We start from the raw sequence: 17,196 nt of genomic DNA, 5'->3' as shown, positions 1-17,196 counted from the left end.
CGCTTTGACTCTCGAGCGGATGGATCGAGCCGAACGCGCCAGCAATAGACCGTTAACCCTAATGGCCGGTTAACGCGCGGCCTGCGGCTTTATGGCGGCGTTTTCGGCGGCATCTTGCCGCCGAGGCCGAGAGCGAGGCCGAGCGCACCCGCTTGCCGGTCGAGCTCCCGCAGCCATTGCAGCCTCTGTCGCAACCGCTCCTCGATGTCGATGCCCTCGCGCGGCAGCCGCGGCCAGCGGCGCAGGACGTCGTCACGATTGATCAGGCGGTTGGCGCGGAGCTCGTCGAGCGTGGCGCGGTCGATGCCAAGCACGTCGGCGGATTGCCCGATCAATTGACGGAGCAACGCTCGCGCTGCCGCCAGCGCCTCGACCTCAGGCCCAGGTCCCGACCTTGCGAACCTGCCCTTGAGATCCGACCAGGCGTGGGCAGTGACGAGATAAGTGTAGAGCGAGTCCGCCCAGCTTTGCCCGCCGTCATCGTAGAAGGCGCGGCGCGACAGCAGCTGTCGGACCAGCGCCGGGACCTGATCCCGCTTCAACGATGCGCATGAGGCGATATCGATCGCCGACTGGATGGCGGGATCGCGGGAAAAATCCCGCCCCGCCGGAAGCGTGATGAGGCCGCCCGGCAGGTTCGAGTCCAGCGGCCTGAATGTGCCCTCGTCGCGCGGCCGCGAATATCGCGTGATCGCGAACCGGTAACCTCCAGCCTGAGGCCTCGGACTGAAATGGATGATGTTGAAGCCGGCATCGTCGCCGCCCTGCCCCGTCGACGACGGACAGGAGAGCACATAGATCGTGCGCCAGAAATCCTCGACCCCGCTCCGTGTCGTGCGCGGATCGGGAATCGAATAGCGGGTGAGCCCCTCGACATGCCGATGCCCGTGCAGGATCAGATTGACGTTGAGCGAGGTGGCGGCCTCGAGAAAGGTCGCGGGCGCGGCGAGGTACATCAGCGGCTCGTCGGGGACGCCGAGAAACCGCTTGCCCTCACCGGTCGCCTGCGGCAGCGGATGATGATGCAGCGCCAGCACGCGCACCAGGTTTTCCGCGGGCTCGGCATAGTCGGTGCGTCCGGCTGAACCTGTGCTGCCGGCGAGCTCGACGCTCAACCGGGCGGAATGCGTCACCAGCGCCTGGTAGGCGCGCTCATCGACACCGCCACTGGCAAGCGTGGTCAGGCTGGCGCTATTGGAGTCCAGCAGCACCAGATCGAGACCAGCCTGACGGTAATAGACGCTCTTCGAGGTCCGCGGCAGGTGCAGGTAATCGTAGGCGTCGTGCCGGCCTGCGCGCTGGCTCGGACGCTTGACGTCGTGATTGCCGGCCACCGCCTGGATATCCGTGAACAGGCCGGTCTGCCGCAGGGACGCGATGACCGCGAGCGCTTCGTCGAGCGCACGCGGCGTCGGGTCGTTCACGAGATCGCCCGTGATCAGCAGGATGCGATCGGGGACGTCCGCGAAATCCGCCATCCTCTCGCGGAGAGAGTCCACGAGGGCCTCGACCGTGGCAAGCAGCCGGCCTGACCCGTCCAGATGCAGGTCGGATATCTGCGCAATGACAAACGATCTATCCATGTTGCGCCGCTCATCGCGAATGCTGCGTCGCCCAAACGATTGAGAGAAATGCCTTCGACGAAGAGCCTCGCGACCAAGAGGCTTACGACCAAGAGGCTCAGGCGGTATCAATCCAGACCGGCATCAACCAAGATTCAGCCGCGCGCTTGCGCTCGATACGTGCAGGAGCACATCACGCAACCCAAGAATATTCTACAATAATGCCACAACCGCAGCGCTAGTAAAGCCCTGCGGCCGCGCTCTCGTGAACGACAGTTCTCAGCGGAGGTACGAGGTCGCCGGACGATTGTTTCGTCTCGCCCGATCAATATTCGATGGCGAGGCGCTTGCGGATTTCGTCCAGGCGCTTGTCGAGCGCGTCGAACCGCGCATGGACCGAACGATCATGGAGATAGAAGACGTAGCCGCCGGCGAGGAACGCGAAGACCCAGTGATGATGCTCGACATAGCCAAAGACCGCCTCGATGGCCTGGCCAATGAATGTGACCACGCTCCACACAAATTCCATCGCAATTCCTCCCGGCACGCCTCGTCTTCGGTCGCCGGCGTTCTCTGCGCACCTGACGCCTGGCAACCGTCGGCCGGAACCTAGCATGGCTGCTTCTCTGCGAGTAGCGGCTCACTCAGCGGTGACCGCGAAGCCGATTGCGGCCATGGCAAAACTCTGCGAAGTCTCCACCGACCGAATGACCCGTTTGATCTGACGCGCCGGACCCGCCAATGCCTTCCGTCTTCGAGACCGCCTCGACCGCCACCCCGATCACCTTCGTCACCAAGTCGAGCTGGGATCAGGTCGCCGAGCGGCTACCGCCGGCGCAGCGTCAGTTCGCCACAGCGAGCGCCTTCGCCGGCAAGCCGGGCGGCTATCTGGCGCTGCCCGCGCCCGATGGCACGATCGCGCAGATCCTGTTCGGCCTCGAGGACGACAGCGCCCGATCGCGCGACCCGTTCCGGCCCGGCGCCCTGCCCGGCCTGCTGCCGCCGGGCACCTATCGTTTCGCCAATGCCCCGCACGATACCCGACTGGCCGCGCTCGCCTTCGCGCTCGGCTGTTACCGCTTTGGCCGCTACCGCAAGGCTGATAGCCCCGACGTCCGGCTGGTGCCGCCGGATGGTGTCGATGCGGTCGAGATCGATCGCGTCGCGGAGGCCGCGACGCTGGCGCGGGACCTCATCAATACGCCGTCCAACGACATGGGGCCGGAGGAGCTGGCCGCCGCCGCACGAGACCTCGCCGCCGAGTTCGGCGCGAGCTTTGCCTGCATCGTCGGCGACGAGCTGGTGGCGAAGAATTTCCCGCTGATCCACGCCGTCGGCATGGCCTCGGATCGCGCGCCGCGGCTGATCGATATCGGCTGGGGTGACGACCCTGATCATCCCAAGGTGACGCTGGTGGGAAAAGGCGTCTGCTTCGACACCGGCGGGCTCGACCTGAAGCCGTCGAGCGGCATGCTGATCATGAAGAAGGACATGGGCGGTGCCGCCAATGTGCTGGCGCTGGCGCGCATGGTGATGGACGCGAAGCTGAAGGTGCGGCTGCGCGTGCTGATCCCCGCGGTCGAAAACGCGGTCTCCGGCAACGCCTTCCGCCCGCTCGACATTTTTACGTCGCGCAAGGGCATCACGGTCGAGATCGGCAACACCGACGCCGAAGGCCGGCTCGTGCTCGCCGACGCGCTGGCGCTGGCCGACGAGGAGAAGCCGGACCTGCTGATCGATCTCGGCACGTTGACCGGCGCGGCGCGGGTCGCGCTGGGACCGGATTTACCGCCCTTTTACACCAATGATGAGACACTGGCCGCCGACGTCGCGCGCTGCGCGGCGAAGGAGAACGATCCGTTGTGGCGCATGCCGCTGTGGCCCGCTTACGATGCCTGGCTGGACTCCAAGACCGCCACCATCACCAATGCACCGTCCGGCGGCTTCGCCGGCTCGATCACCTGCGCGCTGTTTTTGCAGCGCTTCGTCGAGCAGGCCAAAAGCTGGCTTCACGTGGATATTTACGGCTGGACACCGTCGGCCAAGCCGGCGCGGCCCGAGGGCGGCGAATGCCAGGCCGCCCGCGCGATCTACGCATTGCTGAGCGAGCGCTATGGATGATTTCGACCCAAGGTTGACGCCGGCACGGCGCGACCTCGCCGCAAAGTATCTCGAAGGCAAGGTGAAGGCGGATCGCTACGTCGCCGGCGAGGAATTCGAGGTGATCGAGGCGATTGCAGCCGTGCGCGAGCAGCCGTCGTCGAGCGCGATGCTGGCGACCGAAGCACTGCGCGGCGAGCGCGTCACGATCTACGACCGCAACGACGAGGGCTGGGCCTGGGGCCAGCTCGGCGGCGACGGCTATGTCGGCTGGATGCCGGATGCGGCGCTGACGAAGCCCGTGGCCGCGCCGACCCACAAGGTGAGCGCGCTGCGGACGTTTGCCTTCCCCGGCCCCTCGATCAAATTGCCCCCGGCCGACACGCTGGTGCTGGGATCAAAACTCACGATCGCGCGCGAGGACGGCAGCTTTGCCGTGACGCGCGAAGGAATGTTCCTGCCGAAGGCGCATCTCGACCCGCTCGATCATCATGAGCCGGACTTCGTCGCTGTCGCCGAACGCTTCGTCGGCACGCCCTATCTCTGGGGCGGCAAGAGCAGCCTCGGCATCGACTGCTCGGGCCTGGTGCAGGTCTCGCTGACATCGGCGGGCATCGGCTGCCCACGCGACAGCGACATGCAGCAGGCCGGGCTTGGCCGCGCGCTGGAGCCGCATGAACGGAGCACGCTGCTACGCGGCGATCTGATCTTCTGGAAGGGCCATGTCGCCATCGTGCGCGACGGCAGCAGCATGGTTCATGCCAACGCGCATCATATGGCGACGGCGATCGAGCCGATCGAGCCGGCCATTGCGCGGATCAGGCAGGCGGGTAGCGAGATCGTCGCGATCAAGCGGCTGTAGGCGCGTCGTCGAAAATGCGTTGCGTCGGCTTTACTCTCGAAAGGCGGCATCGAAGGCCCCACGGTCCGTGTCTGCCTTGGGCCGATTTTGTTGCAGAACCCTTGAGGAGCGGAGCAAACCGTGATTCCGTGAGGTGAAGCGGCCATCGACGGAGCGTTTCGATGATGGGGCGGTGCAAGAGTGAGCAGGGTCAGCTGTTCTATGCGTTCGACCTCGAAGCCGTAGTACCGGACGACCATCAGGTTCGGCAGATTGCGGCAGTTCTCGATCTCTCGTGGGTGCGCGCAGAGCTTGCGCCGCACTACTCCAACACTGGTCGGCCATCGGTCGATCCGGAGTTGATGATCCGGATGCTCATCCTCGGATACGTATTCGCGATCCGCTCGGAGCGAGCATTATGCCGCGAGGTCCAGCTCAACCTCGCATATCGCTGGTTCTGCGGTCTTGGCATAGAGGACAGAATCCCGGATCACTCGGCATTCACGCGCGCCCGCAACGAGCGCTTTCGCGATCATGATGTCTTTCGTCACGTCTTCGAACATGTCGTCGTTTCGTGCATCAAAGCTGGCCTTGTCGGCGGCGATGGTTTCGCCGTCGATGCCAGCTTGATCGCGGCGGACGCCAATAAGTGCCGCTCGACCCCGGGCGACAAATGGAGCCACGACATCGACCCGATGAGGGCCAGGCGCGCCGTTCAGGACTACCTTGCCAATCTCGACGATCCGGCATGGGGTCGTGCGACCGACGTCGTGCCGAAGTTTGTCGCGCCGTCCGACCCAGCCGCGCAGTGGACTGGCGCACTGCGCAGCGCCGCGTTCTTCGCCTACGCCGACAATTACCTCGTCGACATCAAGTTCGGTATTATCATGGATGTCGAAGCGTCCCGGGCGATCCGCCAGTCCGAGGTTGGCGCATCCCAGACGATGATCGAAAGGACTGAGAAGACGTTCGGCATCAAACCCGACTGGCTCGTCGCGGATACGGCCTACGGCGCGGCCCAAAATCTCCACTTCCTGGTCGATGTGAAGGGGATCGCGCCCCACATCCCGGTGATCGACAAGTCAAAGCGCGACGACGGCACGTTCAGCCGCGACGATTTCATCTATGACGAGGCGCGCGATCAATGTATCTGCCCCAGCGGCAAGATCCTGCCGCGCTCAAGTGGAGCACGCGGACCACGCGGGGATGACGCTATCTCGTATTTCTCGCGCGTCGCCGATTGCCGCGACTGCCCGCTCAAGTCCAAATGCTGCCCAAACTCGCCTAGCCGGAAGATCACACGCCACGTGCATGAGGCAGCGCGCGATGTCGCCCGCGCGATCGCCAAGACGCCTGCCTACGATCAGACCCGACGAGATCGCAAGAAGGTTGAGATGCTGTTTGCGCACCTCAAGCGGATTCTGCGGCTCGGCCGCCTGAGGCTGCGTGGCCCGGCCGGCGCGCGGTTCGAATTTACGCTTGCAGCAATCGCTCAGAACCTTCGTCGCTTTGCCAAGCTGGCGCTCCATCCACCCAACACGGCCGCACCGTGCGTTGCGTAAGTGGCGTCCGTCGCGTTGGTTGCGTCAAACATCAGTGCCCGGGGGCGTATCCGCAGCCCATGCCGGGCAGGCGGCCGAGAGATCGCGAGCCCAAATTTTCAGATCTCGGCCTCGGCTGAGAGCGTCGATCCTACCGACTTCTGCAACAAAATCGGCCATTAACGGAAGTGACGGACGTTTTCGGTGGCACCGCTGATGATCGAACACGCGACGCGAAGCGCGAGGAACGTCTCCCGCGCAACGGGTTGATCCGTCGGATCAGCCGGGGTTCATGCCCTTTGATTTGATGATTGCAACTGCCGCCGGACTTTTAAGGTACTCAATAAGGTCCTTGGCGGCGGTAGTTTCTTTGGTTTCCGATCCGATCGCCGCCGTAAACACCACGTTTTGTTGCAGTTCGGCCGGAAATGGACCGACGACTTCCAAACCGGGAGCCGTGAGAACGTTGATAAGGAATATGCCCAATTCGACTTCACCCTTGGCGACCACCGCGACGACCTGCGCGGGGTTGGGCTGCGCCTTCATCTTCGCCTTCATCGGCTCGGTAATTCCAAGGCGATCAAATACCTTTGCGATTGAATAGCCGGTGGCGCTCTCCGGGATCGAGGCAATAGACTGAGCTTTGAGCAGCGTTGCTTTGAGGGCATCAGCGTTGCCGATTTCAGGCTTTTGAGCGCCAGATTGGACGGCAACGCCGAGGCCAACGTGAGCAATATCGATTGTCGGACTTGCCACGAATTTAGCTCTGGCCGACGCATCCTGCATAACCTCGACAGGTACAACGCCAACATCGAACGGCTTGCCCGATGTGGCTTCCTTTATGAGGTTCGGAGTTGTGCCAAGGAAAATTTCAAGCTTGTGACCAGAGGCTTGCTCAAACTGCGGTTTGATATCGGCCCAAACGGCCGACATTGCTCCACCTGCCAGAAGCCTGAGTTCGGCAGCCTGCACATTGGCTGACGGCGACACCACAAGCGCCAGAGCTAGCACCGAGGCGGCCACCGTAATCGGATACCTTGTCATGACAAGACCCCTATTCATTGCAGCGCTCTATTACGGGATTTTCCTGAGACACGCGAACCAGCATGAATATTCACGTTTCTCGGTACTCTCGCAAGGCGGACGGCGGCACCCCATGTCTCAGTTGGGTCAATCACGTCCGCTGACCGCCGCGGAATTACGGTGACAGTGCACTCAATTGGCCGCTCCGCCCTTTCAAGCCCGGCACGCGCGGATCGAAGGCTGCGCCGTCTATCGACGGATGATTAAGTGCACTGTCACCGTAATCGTGGTTCATTGCCAACGCGCATCACATGGCGACGGTGATCGAGCCGATCGAGCCGGCCATTGCGCGGATCAGGCAGGCGGGTAGCGAGATCGTGGAGATCAAGCGGCTTGGTTGAGCTCGCAAGGGCGCAAACAACCCTCCTGATCGTCGTCCCGGCGAAGGCCGGGACCCATTGCCCCGGGGGACGCTTGGCGAAGAACCGCTGTTCGGCACACCTACCGATTGCAGCCGAGAGATTCCGCGGTATGGGTCCCGGCCTTCGCCGGGACGACAGCGAATGTGAGGCGTGAGTGTTCCGCCCCTCAACCGATTTGCTTGCGCACCTCTCCCTTCGGGAGAGGTGAAGGGGCTACGTCGCGACCGAGCCGTCGCCCGCCATCTCCAGCCGGAACGCGGCCGCGAACAGCGCGCGGGTGTAATCCGTCTTCGGGCTCTTGAACAGGTCGGCGGCCTGGCCTTCCTCGACCACCTTGCCGCCGCGCATCACGATGAGGTGGCTCGCGAGCGAGGCGACCACGCGCAAATCGTGCGAGATGAACATGTAGGTCAGGTCGCGCTTGCGCTGGAGCTCGCGCAAGAGATCGACCATCTGCGCCTGGAACAGCATGTCGAGCGCGCTGGTCGGCTCGTCCAGCACCACGAAATCCGGCTCCAGCACCATTGCGCGCGCGATCGAGATGCGCTGACGCTGGCCGCCGGAGAATTCGTGCGGATAGCGGTAGCGGGTGTCGGGCTTCAGGCCGACGTCCTCGAGCGCCTTGACGACGCGCGCCTCGCGCTCCTCGCGCGAGAGTGTCGGCTGATGCACGGAGAGACCTTCGGCGACGATGTCGGCGACCGACATGCGCGGGCTGAGCGAGCCGAACGGGTCCTGGAACACCACCTGCATGTCGCGCCTGATAGGGCGCATCTCCTTGAAGCGCAGGCCCTGGATGTCTTTGCCCAAGAACACGATGCGCCCGTTCGAGGAGATCAGCCGCAGCAGCGCCAGCCCCAGCGTGGTCTTGCCCGAGCCGGATTCGCCGACGACGCCGAGCGTCTCGCCCTTGCGCACGGCGACGCTGACGCCATCGACCGCCTTGATGTGGCCGACCGTCTTGCGCATCAGTCCGCGCTTGATCGGAAACCAGACCTTCAAATCATCGGCCGACATCACCACCGGCGCGTCCGGCCGCGGCGGCGCTGGATCCGGCTTCGGCTCCGCCGCGAGCAGGTCGCGCGTGTAGGGATGCTTTGGACTCCTGAACACCTGCTCGACCGGCCCCTGCTCGACGATCTCACCGCTTTTCATGACGCAGACATGGTCGGCGATGCGGCGCACGATGCCGAGATCATGGGTGATGAACAGCAGGCTCATGCCGAGCCGGGCGCGGATCTCGGCGAGCAGCGCCAGGATCTGCGCCTGCACGGTGACGTCGAGCGCCGTGGTCGGCTCGTCCGCGATCAAGAGGTCCGGCTCGTTGGCAAGCGCCATCGCGATCATCACGCGCTGGCGCTGGCCGCCGGAGAGCTGGTGCGGATAGCTCTTCAGCCGCGTCTCGGGCTCGGGAATGCCGACTTGTGTGAGCAGCTCCAGCGTCCGCTCGCGCGTCCGCGCGTTGCTGGTCGGGTTGTGCAGCTGGATGATCTCGCCGATCTGCGCCTCGATCGTGTGCAGCGGATTGAGCGAGGTCATCGGCTCCTGGAAGATGATGGAGATGTCGCTGCCGCGCACCTCCCGCATCTCGCGCTCCGAGCGGTCGATCAGCTCCTGTCCCTTGAAGCGGATGCTGCCCGAGGGATGCGAGGCGTTCGGATAGGGCAGGAGCTTCAGGATCGAGAGCGCGCTGACCGACTTGCCGGAGCCGGATTCGCCGACCAGCGCGACGCATTCGCCGCGCTTGATCTGGAACGAGACCTTGTCGACCGCGAGCGTGGTGGCGCCGCCCTGGTGGAAGGCCACCGAGAGGTCGCGCACGCTGAGCAGCGGCTGGTTGATCGCGTCCATCACGCCCTCACTTGAAGGTCTTGCGCGGATCGAAGGCGTCGCGCACCGCTTCGCCGGTGAAGATCAGCAGCGACAGCATGATCGCGACCGAGAAGAAGCCGCTGAAGCCGAGCCACGGCGCCTGCACATTGGCCTTGGCCTGCGACAAGAGCTCACCGAGCGAGGGCGAGCCGGGAGGCAGGCCGAAGCCGAGGAAGTCCAGCGCCGTCAGCGTCATCACCGACGATGACACGATGAACGGCAGGAACGTCATGGTCGCGACCATGGCGTTCGGCAACAAATGGCGGAACATGATCACGCGATCCGACACACCAAGCGCCCGCGCAGCCTGGATGTATTCGAAGTTGCGCCCGCGCAAGAATTCCGCGCGTACGAGGCCGACGAGCGACACCCAGTGAAACAACACCATGATGCCGAGCAGTATGAAAAAGCCCGGCGGCAGCACCGCCGAGATGATCAGCAGAAGATAGAGATAGGGGATGGCGTTCCAGATCTCGATGAAGCGCTGAAACAACAGATCGGTCCAGCCGCCGAAATAGCCCTGCACGCCGCCGGCGACGACGCCGATGACGGACGACACGATGGTGAGGATCAGGCCGAACAGCACCGAGATGCGAAAACCGTAGATCATCCGCGCGACCACGTCGCGGCCCTGGTCGTCGGTGCCAAGCCAGTTGTATTCGAGGTCACGGCAGCCCTTCAGGCCCTTCTTCTCCACCACCGGCTTGCACTGCGCCTCCGTCAGCCACCAGGTGGGCGGCGACGGCGCCGGCGTCGGCAGGTCGAGATTGTGGGTGCCATAGGAGTAGCGGATCAGCGGCCAGACGATGCTGCCGCCCTTGTCCTTGATCAGCTTCTGCAAATACGGATCGCGGTAGTCGGCCGCGGTCTCGAAGTCGCCGCCGAAGGTCGTCTCCGAATAGGTCACGAAGGCCGGCCAATAGAGATGGCCGTCATACTTGATCAGGAACGGCCGGTCGTTGGCGATCAGCTCGGCGCAGAGCGACACCACGAACAGGACCATGAAGATCCAGAACGACCAGTAGCCGCGCCGGTTCGCCTTGAAATTCTGCCAGCGGCGCCGGTTGAGCGGCGACGGCACGAACGGCTTGCGCGCAACCGGCGTGGCGGCGCCGGGCGGCGACGTCGTATTGGTCTCAGGCGGATTTGGCGCGGTGATCGTCATCACACCTCCCGCGCCTCGAAATCGATCCTTGGATCGATCCACATATAGGTCAGATCCGAAATCAGGCTCACCACGAGGCCGATGAGGGAGAAGATGTAGAGCGTGCCGAACACGACGGGATAGTCGCGGTTGAGCACGCTCTCGAACCCGAGCAATCCCAGCCCATCCAGGGAAAAGATGGTCTCGATCAGCAGCGAGCCTGAGAAGAAGGCGCCGATGAAGGCGCCGGGAAAGCCCGCGATCACGATCAGCATCGCGTTGCGGAAGATGTGGCCATAGAGCACCTGGTTCTCGCTACAGCCCTTGGCCCGCGCAGTCATCACATACTGCTTGCGGATCTCGTCGAGGAACGAGTTCTTGGTGAGGAACGTCATGGTCGCGAACGCACCGAGCGCCAGCGAGATCAAGGGCAGCGTCAGGTGCCAGAAATAATCGATGATCTTCCAATACCACGGATACTGCGACCAGCCGTCCGACGTCAGCCCGCGCAGCGGGAACCAGTTGAAGAAGGAGCCGCCGGCAAACAGGATGATCAAGAGGATCGCGAACAGGAAGCCGGGGATGGCGTAGCCGAGCACGATCACCGTCGAGGTCCACATGTCGAAGCGGGTGCCGTCCCTGACCGCCTTGCGGATGCCGAGCGGGATCGAGATCAGATATGTCAGCAGCGTCAGCCAGATGCCGAGCGAGATCGAGACCGGCAGCTTCTCCTTGACGAGCTGGATGACGCTGACCGTGCGGAAATAGCTGTCGCCGAAATCGAACCGCGCATAATTCCAGACCATCATCAGGAAGCGCTCGGGCGCGGGCTTGTCGAAGCCGAACTGCTTTTCCAGCTTCTTGATGAACTCGGGATCGAGCCCCTGGGCGCCGCGATATTTCGAATTGACCGCGTCGGCGCCGGCGCCGAGCTGTCCCGGCGCGCGCTGCGCGAAATCGCCGCCGCCGGAAATGCGCGACGTGCCGCCGGTGTCGGCGCCCGAGAGTTGCGCGATCACCCGCTCGACCGGGCCGCCGGGCGCGAACTGCACCACGACGAAGGAGATGAAGAGGATCCCGAGCAGCGTCGGAATCATCAGGAGAAGACGGCGGGCGATATAGGCACTCATGAGCTTACTTCGCCTGATCGGACTTGTGATCGGACTTGTGATCGAACTTGGCTGGGTCGGACCACCACAGGGTTCGCTCGCCGACGCCGCTGGAATAATCGTTGAGGGCGTAGCGCGGCAGGTCCTTGGGATGGCCGAACACATCCCAATAGGCGAGCCGATGGCTGGTGTTGTACCATTGCGGCACCCAGTAGCGGCCGGCGCGGAAGACGCGGTCGAGCGCGCGACAGGCAAAGGTCAGATCGCTGCGTGTTTCGGCCGCCATGGCCTTCTCGACCAGGGCATCCATCGCCGGACTGGCGGCGCCCGCCAGATTATACGATCCCTTCGTCGCCGCGGCCTGCGAGGTGAAATAGGTCCGCAGGCTGTCGCCGGGCGTCGCCGACATGGTCAGGCGCTGGATGCCGACGTCGAAGTCGAACGATTCAAGCCGCGCGCGATACTGGACCGCGTCGACCAGGCGCAAATTGGCCTCGATACCGAGCGTATTCAGGTTCTTCAGGAACGAGCCGTGGTGCGGCTGGAACGACGCCTCGTCGATCAGGAATTCGATCGCGAAGACCTCGCCATTCGGCAAGATCCGCTTGCCGTCCCTGGCCGTCAGCTTGGCCTCCTGAAGCAATTGCTGCGCCTTGCGCAGCAGCGCACGATCCTGGCCCGAGCCGTCCGACACCGGCGGCAAATAGGGCTCGCCGAACACCTCGTCGGGCACCTGGCCGCGGAAAGGCTCCAGCAGCTTCAACTCCTCGGGCGACGGCACACCCGTCGCGACAAGATCGGAGTTCTGGAATGGCGAGACCGTGCGCGCATAGGCGCCGTACATGATGGTCTTGTTGGTCCACTCGAAGTCGAACGCGCAGTTGATCGCCTCCCGGACCTTGGGATCCCCGAACTTGTCGCGCCGCGTGTTCAGGAACCAGCCCTGGCCACCCGACGGGGTCTGGTCCGGCACCTGCTCGCGCTTGACCCGGCCATCCTGGATGGCGGGGAAATCGTAGCGCGTCGCCCAGATCCGCGAGGTGAACTCTTCCCGGTAGAGATAGTTCTTGCCGGTAAAGCCTTCGAAGGCGACGTCGCGGTCGCGATAGAATTCATAGCGGATCACGTCGAAATTGTTGCTGCCGCGGCAGACCGGAAGATCGGCGCCCCACCAATCCTTGACCCGCTCGAACTCGATGAAGCGATTGATCTCGAACTTGCCGACCTTGTAGGGACCGGAGCCGAGCGGCGTATCGGTCGAGGTCTCCTCGAACGGCCGGCTGGCATAGTAGGCCTTCGAGAAGATCGGCAGGCCCGCCACGTAGAGCGGCACGTCGCGCGCGCGCTTCTCGGCGAAGGTCACCACCAATGTGGCATCGTCCAGCGCCTCGGCGCCCCTGACGTCGCGCATCTGGATCTGGATCAGCGGGTGACCCTTCTCCTTCAGCACGTTGATGGAGAATGCGACGTCGTGCGCGGACAGCTTCGAGCCGTCGTGAAACGTCGCCTCGGGCCGCATGGTGAAGCGATAAGCGAGCTTGTCGGGCGATATCTGCACCGACTTCGCGGCAAAGCCATACATCGCATCGGGCTCGTCGCCGGCATGCGCCATCAGCGTGGCGAAGGTCAGGTCCATGCCCTGTGCGCCCTCGCCCTTCAGGACAAAGGCGTTGAGCGAGTTGAAGGTGAAATAGGACTGGTTGTAGCCGCGCGACGACGGAATCAGCGAGAACGCGCCGCCCTTCGGCGCATCGACATTGACATAGTCGAAATGGTGGAAGTCGGCGGGATATTTGAGATCGCCGAACGCCGAGATGCCATGGACCTCGGCCGGCCCTTCCGACGCCGCCGCGCCGCGCGGCAGGGCGGCACCGAGCACGCCGCCCGCGCCCAGGGCCAGCACATGCCGGCGTGACAGCTGCGCCATGCGCAATCGCGTCTTCAAGATCGTTTTCCGATCCGCGCCGCCTTCTCGGTGTCATACCACCACAGCGTCGGCAGGCCGGAGCGGCCGTATTTCGGCAGCGGGTCGGCATGGCTGAAGCGGTCCCAGCGGGCGTAGCGGGCGAACGAATAGGTAAACTGCGGCACCACGTAGAAATTCCACAGCAGCACGCGATCGAGCGCGCGTGTCGCGGCGACAAGGCCGGCGCGGTCCTTGGCGAAGATCACCTTGTCGATCAAGGCATCCACGGCCGGGTTCTTGATGCCGATGGTGTTGCGCGCACCGGGAACGTCGGCGGTCTGCGAGCTCCAATATTCGCGCTGCTCATTGCCCGGCGAGAGCGACTCGCCCCATTGATCGATGATCATGTCGAAGTCGAAGCTGCGCAGCCGGTTCTGGTACTGCGCGTCGTCGACCATGCGGATCGAGGTACTGACGCCGATCCGCTCCAGCGACGGCTTGTAGAACAGCGCGATGCGCTCGGACGAGGGATCCTGCACCAGGATCTCGACGCTCAGCGGCTTGCCGGACGAATCGGCCAGCTTGTGGTCGCGGATTTCGAGGCCGGCCTCCTTCAGGAGCCTGGCGGCTTCGCGCAAATTGGCGCGCACCGCTTCCGGATTGCCGCCGACCGGATTCTGGTAAGGCGTGGTGAAGACGTCCGGCGGTACCTTGTCCTTCAGGGCTTCGAGGAGCTGCAATTCCTCGCCCTGCGGCAGGCCGGTTGCGGCGAGCTCGGTCCCTTCGAAATAGCTGTTGATGCGCTTGTACTGACCGAAGAACAGCTGCTTGTTCATCTCCTCGAAGTCGAAGGCGTAGTTGAAGGCACGCCGCACCCGCGCGTCCTTGAACTGATCGCGCCTGGTGTTGACCACGAAAGCCTGCATGCGGCCGGAATCGTTGACCGGAAATTCTTCCTTGAGCACCCGCTTCTCGGCCACCGCCGGGAAGTCGTAGGCCGTCGCCCATTGCTTGGCGGAATTTTCCGAGATCCAGTCGGCCTGATCGGCCTTGAAGGCTTCCAGCGCGACCTGGTTGTCGCGGAAGAACTCGAAGCGCAGCTCGTCGAAATTGTTCTGGCCGACCTGGCTCGGGACATTGGCGCCCCAATGGTCCTTCACGCGCTCGAGCTTGAGCGAACGCCCCGCCACGAACTCCTTGATCCGGTACGGCCCGGACCCGAGCGGAATCTCCAGCGTGGTGGCCCCGACGTCGCGCTTGCGGCCCTGCGCGTCGGTGCCTTCCCACCAGTGCTGCGGCAGCACGGTCAGCTCGCCGACGATGGTCGGCAATTCCCGGTTGCCCGGCCCGTCGAAGCTGAATTTGACGTCGCGCTCACCGACCTTCTCCGCCTTCGTCACGTGGCGATAATAGGACGCATACATCGGGCTGTGCTGCTTGAACGTCTCCAGCGAGAAGATGACGTCCTCCGGCGTCACCGGCTTGCCGTCGTGCCAGCGGGCGTCCTTGCGCAGACGATAGATCACCCAGGAAAAATCGTCCGGATGTTGTGCCGTCTCGGCAAGCTCGCCGTACTCGGTCGCCACCTCGTCCTGCGCCCGGGTCATCAGCGTTTCGTAGATCATGGCCGCACCCGGTGCGAACGCACCTTTGATGCCGGCCACCGCGACGTTGAAATTGTCGAACGTGCCGATCGAGATCAGCCGCGCGACGCCACCCTTGGGCGCGTCCGGATTGACGTAGTCGAAGCGCTTGAAGTCGGCGGGGTACTTGATGTCGCCGAACAGCGACAGCGCATGGCGCCACGGGAGCTCACCCGCCGATTGCGCCTCGGCCGTGCCGATGACGGGAACGCCCGCAACGGCGCCAAGGGCGGGAAGCGCTGCGGCGGCAGTGCCGGTGAGCAGGAGATCGCGTCGGGTAATGGCCAAATCAACATCCCTGTCTTGAAGGAGGTTACTCCTTTAAGGTCCCAATATAGGCGAGGTTTCGACCGAATATGTTGCTTTTTCCTCATCTTGGAAGCCCGGGATGGCGGCTCGCTGCGGCCAAACGCCCCGATAACGACATCGCGAGGCGCGGACAACGAAACGGCCAGGCTTTTCAGCCTGGCCGCATGTTCCAAGATTGATGTCCGTGAGGCCTTATTTCGCCGCGGTTGGCAGCGGCTTCGGGCTGTCGGACAGGCTGTTCAGGTAGGCGATCACGTCGGCGCGCTCAGAGTCCTTCGGAATACCGGCGAAGCCCATCGCGGTACCCGGAACGAAGCCCTTCGGGTTGGCGATGAACTTGTTCAGATCGTCGATGGTCCAGGTGCCGCCCTTGGCCTTCATCGCGGCCGAGAAGTTGAAGCCATTGCGGCCTTCGCCGCGATGATCGTCAACAATGCCAAACAGGTTCGGACCGACGCGATTCGGGCCGCCTTTCTCGAAGGTGTGGCAGGCGCCGCACTTCTTGGCGGCGGAGGCGCCCTTCTCGACGGAGGCGGTCTGGAGCAGCTTCTCGATCGGCTCGGAGGGCGCCGCGGCAGCCGCAGCACCTTCCTTGTCGCCAGCCGTTTCCTTCACCGCGATTTCGAAACCCGGCTTTTCCGGCATCTTGGGCGAGAACAGTGCCTGGGCGGTGAAGCTCGTCACCAGCAGGATGAGACAGGTGCCGAGAACGGCACCGATAATCTTGTTGAGTTCAAACGAGTCCATTTCCGGCCAGGCCCCACACCGCAAGAAGGAATAAGCGGCCAGGCGGCCGCCAGGACGAGCCTCGGGAGAATCAAAACGTTCCTTATTGTTTCCCCGAGTTTTGCCATTGAGATATCGGTTTGCCCGGGGTCTGGCAACCCGTATAAGCGACCCGGCTTTCGCCCCATCCCCATCGATTTCTTGAGGCGGAAAACGCCTCGTTTCCAGGCCCTTGACCCGATGACCGATCCCCGCATCCTGGTGCTGATCCCGGCCCGCATGGCTGCCACCCGCCTGCCCGGCAAGCCGCTCGCCGATATCGCGGGCCTGCCGATGATCGTGCACGTGCTGCGCCGCGCGGAGGCCGCCGGCATCGGCCGGGTTGCGGTCGCAACCGACACCGACGAGATCGCATCCGCGGTGACCGCCCATGGCGGCGAGGCCGTGATGACCAGCCCCGAGCATCCGTCCGGCTCCGATCGCATCCACGAGGCCATGCAGAAGCTCGATCCGGACGGCAAGGCCGAGATCGTGATCAATCTCCAGGGCGATTTTCCGACCATCACGCCGCAGACCATCCGCGAGGTGCTGCCGCCATTCGCCGACCCCGCGGTCGACATCGTCACGCTGGCCTCGCAGATCCATAGCGAGGAGGAGGACCTCGCACCGAGCGTCGTCAAGGCTATCGGCTCGCCGATCGGGCCGCGACGGATGCGGGCGCTCTATTTTACCCGCGCCACCGCCCCTTACGGCAACGGACCGCGCTACCACCATATCGGCCTCTATGCTTACCGCCGCGCCGCGCTGGAGCGGTTCGTGTCGCTGCCACGCTCCCCCCTGGAAGTTCAGGAAAACCTGGAGCAGCTCCGGGCGGTGGAGGCCGGCATGCGCATCGACATCATGATCGTCGACAGCGTGCCCCGCGGCGTCGACACGCCGCCGGACCTCGAGACCGCCCGCAGCATCCTTTCCAAATCCTGAGCCGCTGTTACAAGACC

Annotated in this window: 13 protein-coding genes and 1 pseudogene; 5 read left to right on the top strand and 9 right to left on the bottom strand. The window is 63.9% G+C overall.

What is annotated here, in order from left to right:
• Positions 1-89: 89 nt before the first annotated feature.
• Positions 90-1,583: a metallophosphoesterase family protein gene (locus tag IC761_RS05165; protein ID WP_195802211.1), complete on the bottom strand. Its 1,494-nt coding sequence runs from the start codon at positions 1,581-1,583 to the stop codon at positions 90-92.
• 304 nt (positions 1,584-1,887) lie between these two features.
• On the bottom strand, positions 1,888-2,091 hold the full coding sequence (locus IC761_RS05160) for a hypothetical protein (protein ID WP_195802210.1): 204 nt from the start codon (positions 2,089-2,091) through the stop codon (positions 1,888-1,890).
• A 212-nt stretch (positions 2,092-2,303) separates the two neighbouring features.
• On the opposite strand from IC761_RS05160, the gene IC761_RS05155 reads away from it, so the two are divergent.
• The 3 genes from IC761_RS05155 to IC761_RS05145 all read left to right on the top strand — a co-directional run bounded on the left by IC761_RS05155 (position 2,304) and on the right by IC761_RS05145 (position 6,065).
• Positions 2,304-3,683 carry a leucyl aminopeptidase family protein gene (locus tag IC761_RS05155; RefSeq protein WP_195802209.1) on the top strand — a complete coding sequence of 460 codons (1,380 nt, stop codon included), beginning with the start codon at positions 2,304-2,306 and terminating at the stop codon, positions 3,681-3,683.
• Complete coding sequence (locus tag IC761_RS05150) at positions 3,676-4,524, top strand: C40 family peptidase (protein ID WP_195802208.1); 849 nt, start codon at positions 3,676-3,678, stop codon at positions 4,522-4,524. The genes IC761_RS05155 and IC761_RS05150 overlap by 8 nt, the downstream gene beginning before the upstream one ends.
• A gap of 161 nt (positions 4,525-4,685) precedes the next feature.
• Positions 4,686-6,065, top strand: coding sequence for a transposase (locus tag IC761_RS05145; protein ID WP_195798804.1), 1,380 nt, complete (start codon positions 4,686-4,688; stop codon positions 6,063-6,065).
• Positions 6,066-6,323: 258 nt separating this feature from the next.
• On the opposite strand, the gene IC761_RS05140 is transcribed toward IC761_RS05145, so the two are convergent.
• Positions 6,324-7,088, bottom strand: a complete 765-nt coding sequence (locus IC761_RS05140) for a molybdate ABC transporter substrate-binding protein (RefSeq protein ID WP_195802207.1) — start codon at positions 7,086-7,088, stop codon at positions 6,324-6,326.
• Between the two features lie 275 nt (positions 7,089-7,363).
• On the opposite strand from IC761_RS05140, the pseudogene IC761_RS05135 reads away from it, so the two are divergent.
• Positions 7,364-7,468 (top strand): annotated as a pseudogene (locus IC761_RS05135) (peptidase P60); the annotation flags it as partial.
• 234 nt (positions 7,469-7,702) lie between these two features.
• On the opposite strand, the gene IC761_RS05130 reads toward IC761_RS05135, so the two are convergent.
• The 6 genes from IC761_RS05130 to IC761_RS05105 form a co-directional block, all read right to left on the bottom strand.
• Entirely contained in the window at positions 7,703-9,340 is a 1,638-nt protein-coding gene (locus IC761_RS05130; RefSeq protein ID WP_195802206.1) for an ABC transporter ATP-binding protein, read from the bottom strand.
• 7 nt (positions 9,341-9,347) lie between these two features.
• Positions 9,348-10,526: an ABC transporter permease gene (locus IC761_RS05125; RefSeq protein WP_195802205.1), complete on the bottom strand. Its 1,179-nt coding sequence runs from the start codon at positions 10,524-10,526 to the stop codon at positions 9,348-9,350.
• Positions 10,526-11,635 carry a microcin C ABC transporter permease YejB gene (locus tag IC761_RS05120; protein ID WP_195802204.1) on the bottom strand — a complete coding sequence of 370 codons (1,110 nt, stop codon included), beginning with the start codon at positions 11,633-11,635 and terminating at the stop codon, positions 10,526-10,528. Before IC761_RS05120 ends, IC761_RS05125 begins: the two co-directional genes overlap by 1 nt.
• 4 nt (positions 11,636-11,639) lie before the next feature.
• Positions 11,640-13,541, bottom strand: coding sequence for an extracellular solute-binding protein (locus tag IC761_RS05115; protein WP_195804553.1), 1,902 nt, complete (start codon positions 13,539-13,541; stop codon positions 11,640-11,642).
• A 14-nt stretch (positions 13,542-13,555) separates the two neighbouring features.
• Positions 13,556-15,451: an extracellular solute-binding protein gene (locus tag IC761_RS05110; protein ID WP_195802203.1), complete on the bottom strand. Its 1,896-nt coding sequence runs from the start codon at positions 15,449-15,451 to the stop codon at positions 13,556-13,558.
• Positions 15,452-15,664: 213 nt separating this feature from the next.
• Positions 15,665-16,219, bottom strand: coding sequence for a c-type cytochrome (locus tag IC761_RS05105; protein WP_195802202.1), 555 nt, complete (start codon positions 16,217-16,219; stop codon positions 15,665-15,667).
• Between the two features lie 219 nt (positions 16,220-16,438).
• Between IC761_RS05105 and IC761_RS05100 the strand changes: the two genes are divergently transcribed.
• Entirely contained in the window at positions 16,439-17,179 is a 741-nt protein-coding gene (locus IC761_RS05100) for a 3-deoxy-manno-octulosonate cytidylyltransferase (RefSeq protein ID WP_195802201.1), read from the top strand.
• The last annotated feature ends 17 nt before the right edge of the window (positions 17,180-17,196 follow it).

This window comes from Bradyrhizobium commune, from assembly GCF_015624505.1.
GTDB classification, from domain to species: Bacteria; Pseudomonadota; Alphaproteobacteria; order Rhizobiales; family Xanthobacteraceae; genus Bradyrhizobium; species Bradyrhizobium commune.
This window is presented reverse-complemented; position numbering and strand designations above follow the sequence as displayed.

Excerpts from the sequence above, each read along its gene's own strand:
- IC761_RS05165 (WP_195802211.1), bottom strand. The coding sequence starts at position 1,583 with ATGGATAGATCGTTTGTCATTGCGCAGATATCCGACCTGCATCTGGAC.
- IC761_RS05160 (WP_195802210.1), bottom strand. The coding sequence starts at position 2,091 with ATGGAATTTGTGTGGAGCGTGGTCACATTCATTGGCCAGGCCATCGAG.
- IC761_RS05155 (WP_195802209.1), top strand. The coding sequence starts at position 2,304 with ATGCCTTCCGTCTTCGAGACCGCCTCGACCGCCACCCCGATCACCTTC.
- IC761_RS05150 (WP_195802208.1), top strand. The coding sequence starts at position 3,676 with ATGGATGATTTCGACCCAAGGTTGACGCCGGCACGGCGCGACCTCGCC.
- IC761_RS05145 (WP_195798804.1), top strand. The coding sequence starts at position 4,686 with ATGATGGGGCGGTGCAAGAGTGAGCAGGGTCAGCTGTTCTATGCGTTC.
- IC761_RS05140 (WP_195802207.1), bottom strand. The coding sequence starts at position 7,088 with ATGACAAGGTATCCGATTACGGTGGCCGCCTCGGTGCTAGCTCTGGCG.
- IC761_RS05130 (WP_195802206.1), bottom strand. The coding sequence starts at position 9,340 with ATGGACGCGATCAACCAGCCGCTGCTCAGCGTGCGCGACCTCTCGGTG.
- IC761_RS05125 (WP_195802205.1), bottom strand. The coding sequence starts at position 10,526 with ATGACGATCACCGCGCCAAATCCGCCTGAGACCAATACGACGTCGCCG.
- IC761_RS05120 (WP_195802204.1), bottom strand. The coding sequence starts at position 11,635 with ATGAGTGCCTATATCGCCCGCCGTCTTCTCCTGATGATTCCGACGCTG.
- IC761_RS05115 (WP_195804553.1), bottom strand. The coding sequence starts at position 13,541 with ATGGCGCAGCTGTCACGCCGGCATGTGCTGGCCCTGGGCGCGGGCGGC.
- IC761_RS05105 (WP_195802202.1), bottom strand. The coding sequence starts at position 16,219 with ATGGACTCGTTTGAACTCAACAAGATTATCGGTGCCGTTCTCGGCACC.
- IC761_RS05100 (WP_195802201.1), top strand. The coding sequence starts at position 16,439 with ATGACCGATCCCCGCATCCTGGTGCTGATCCCGGCCCGCATGGCTGCC.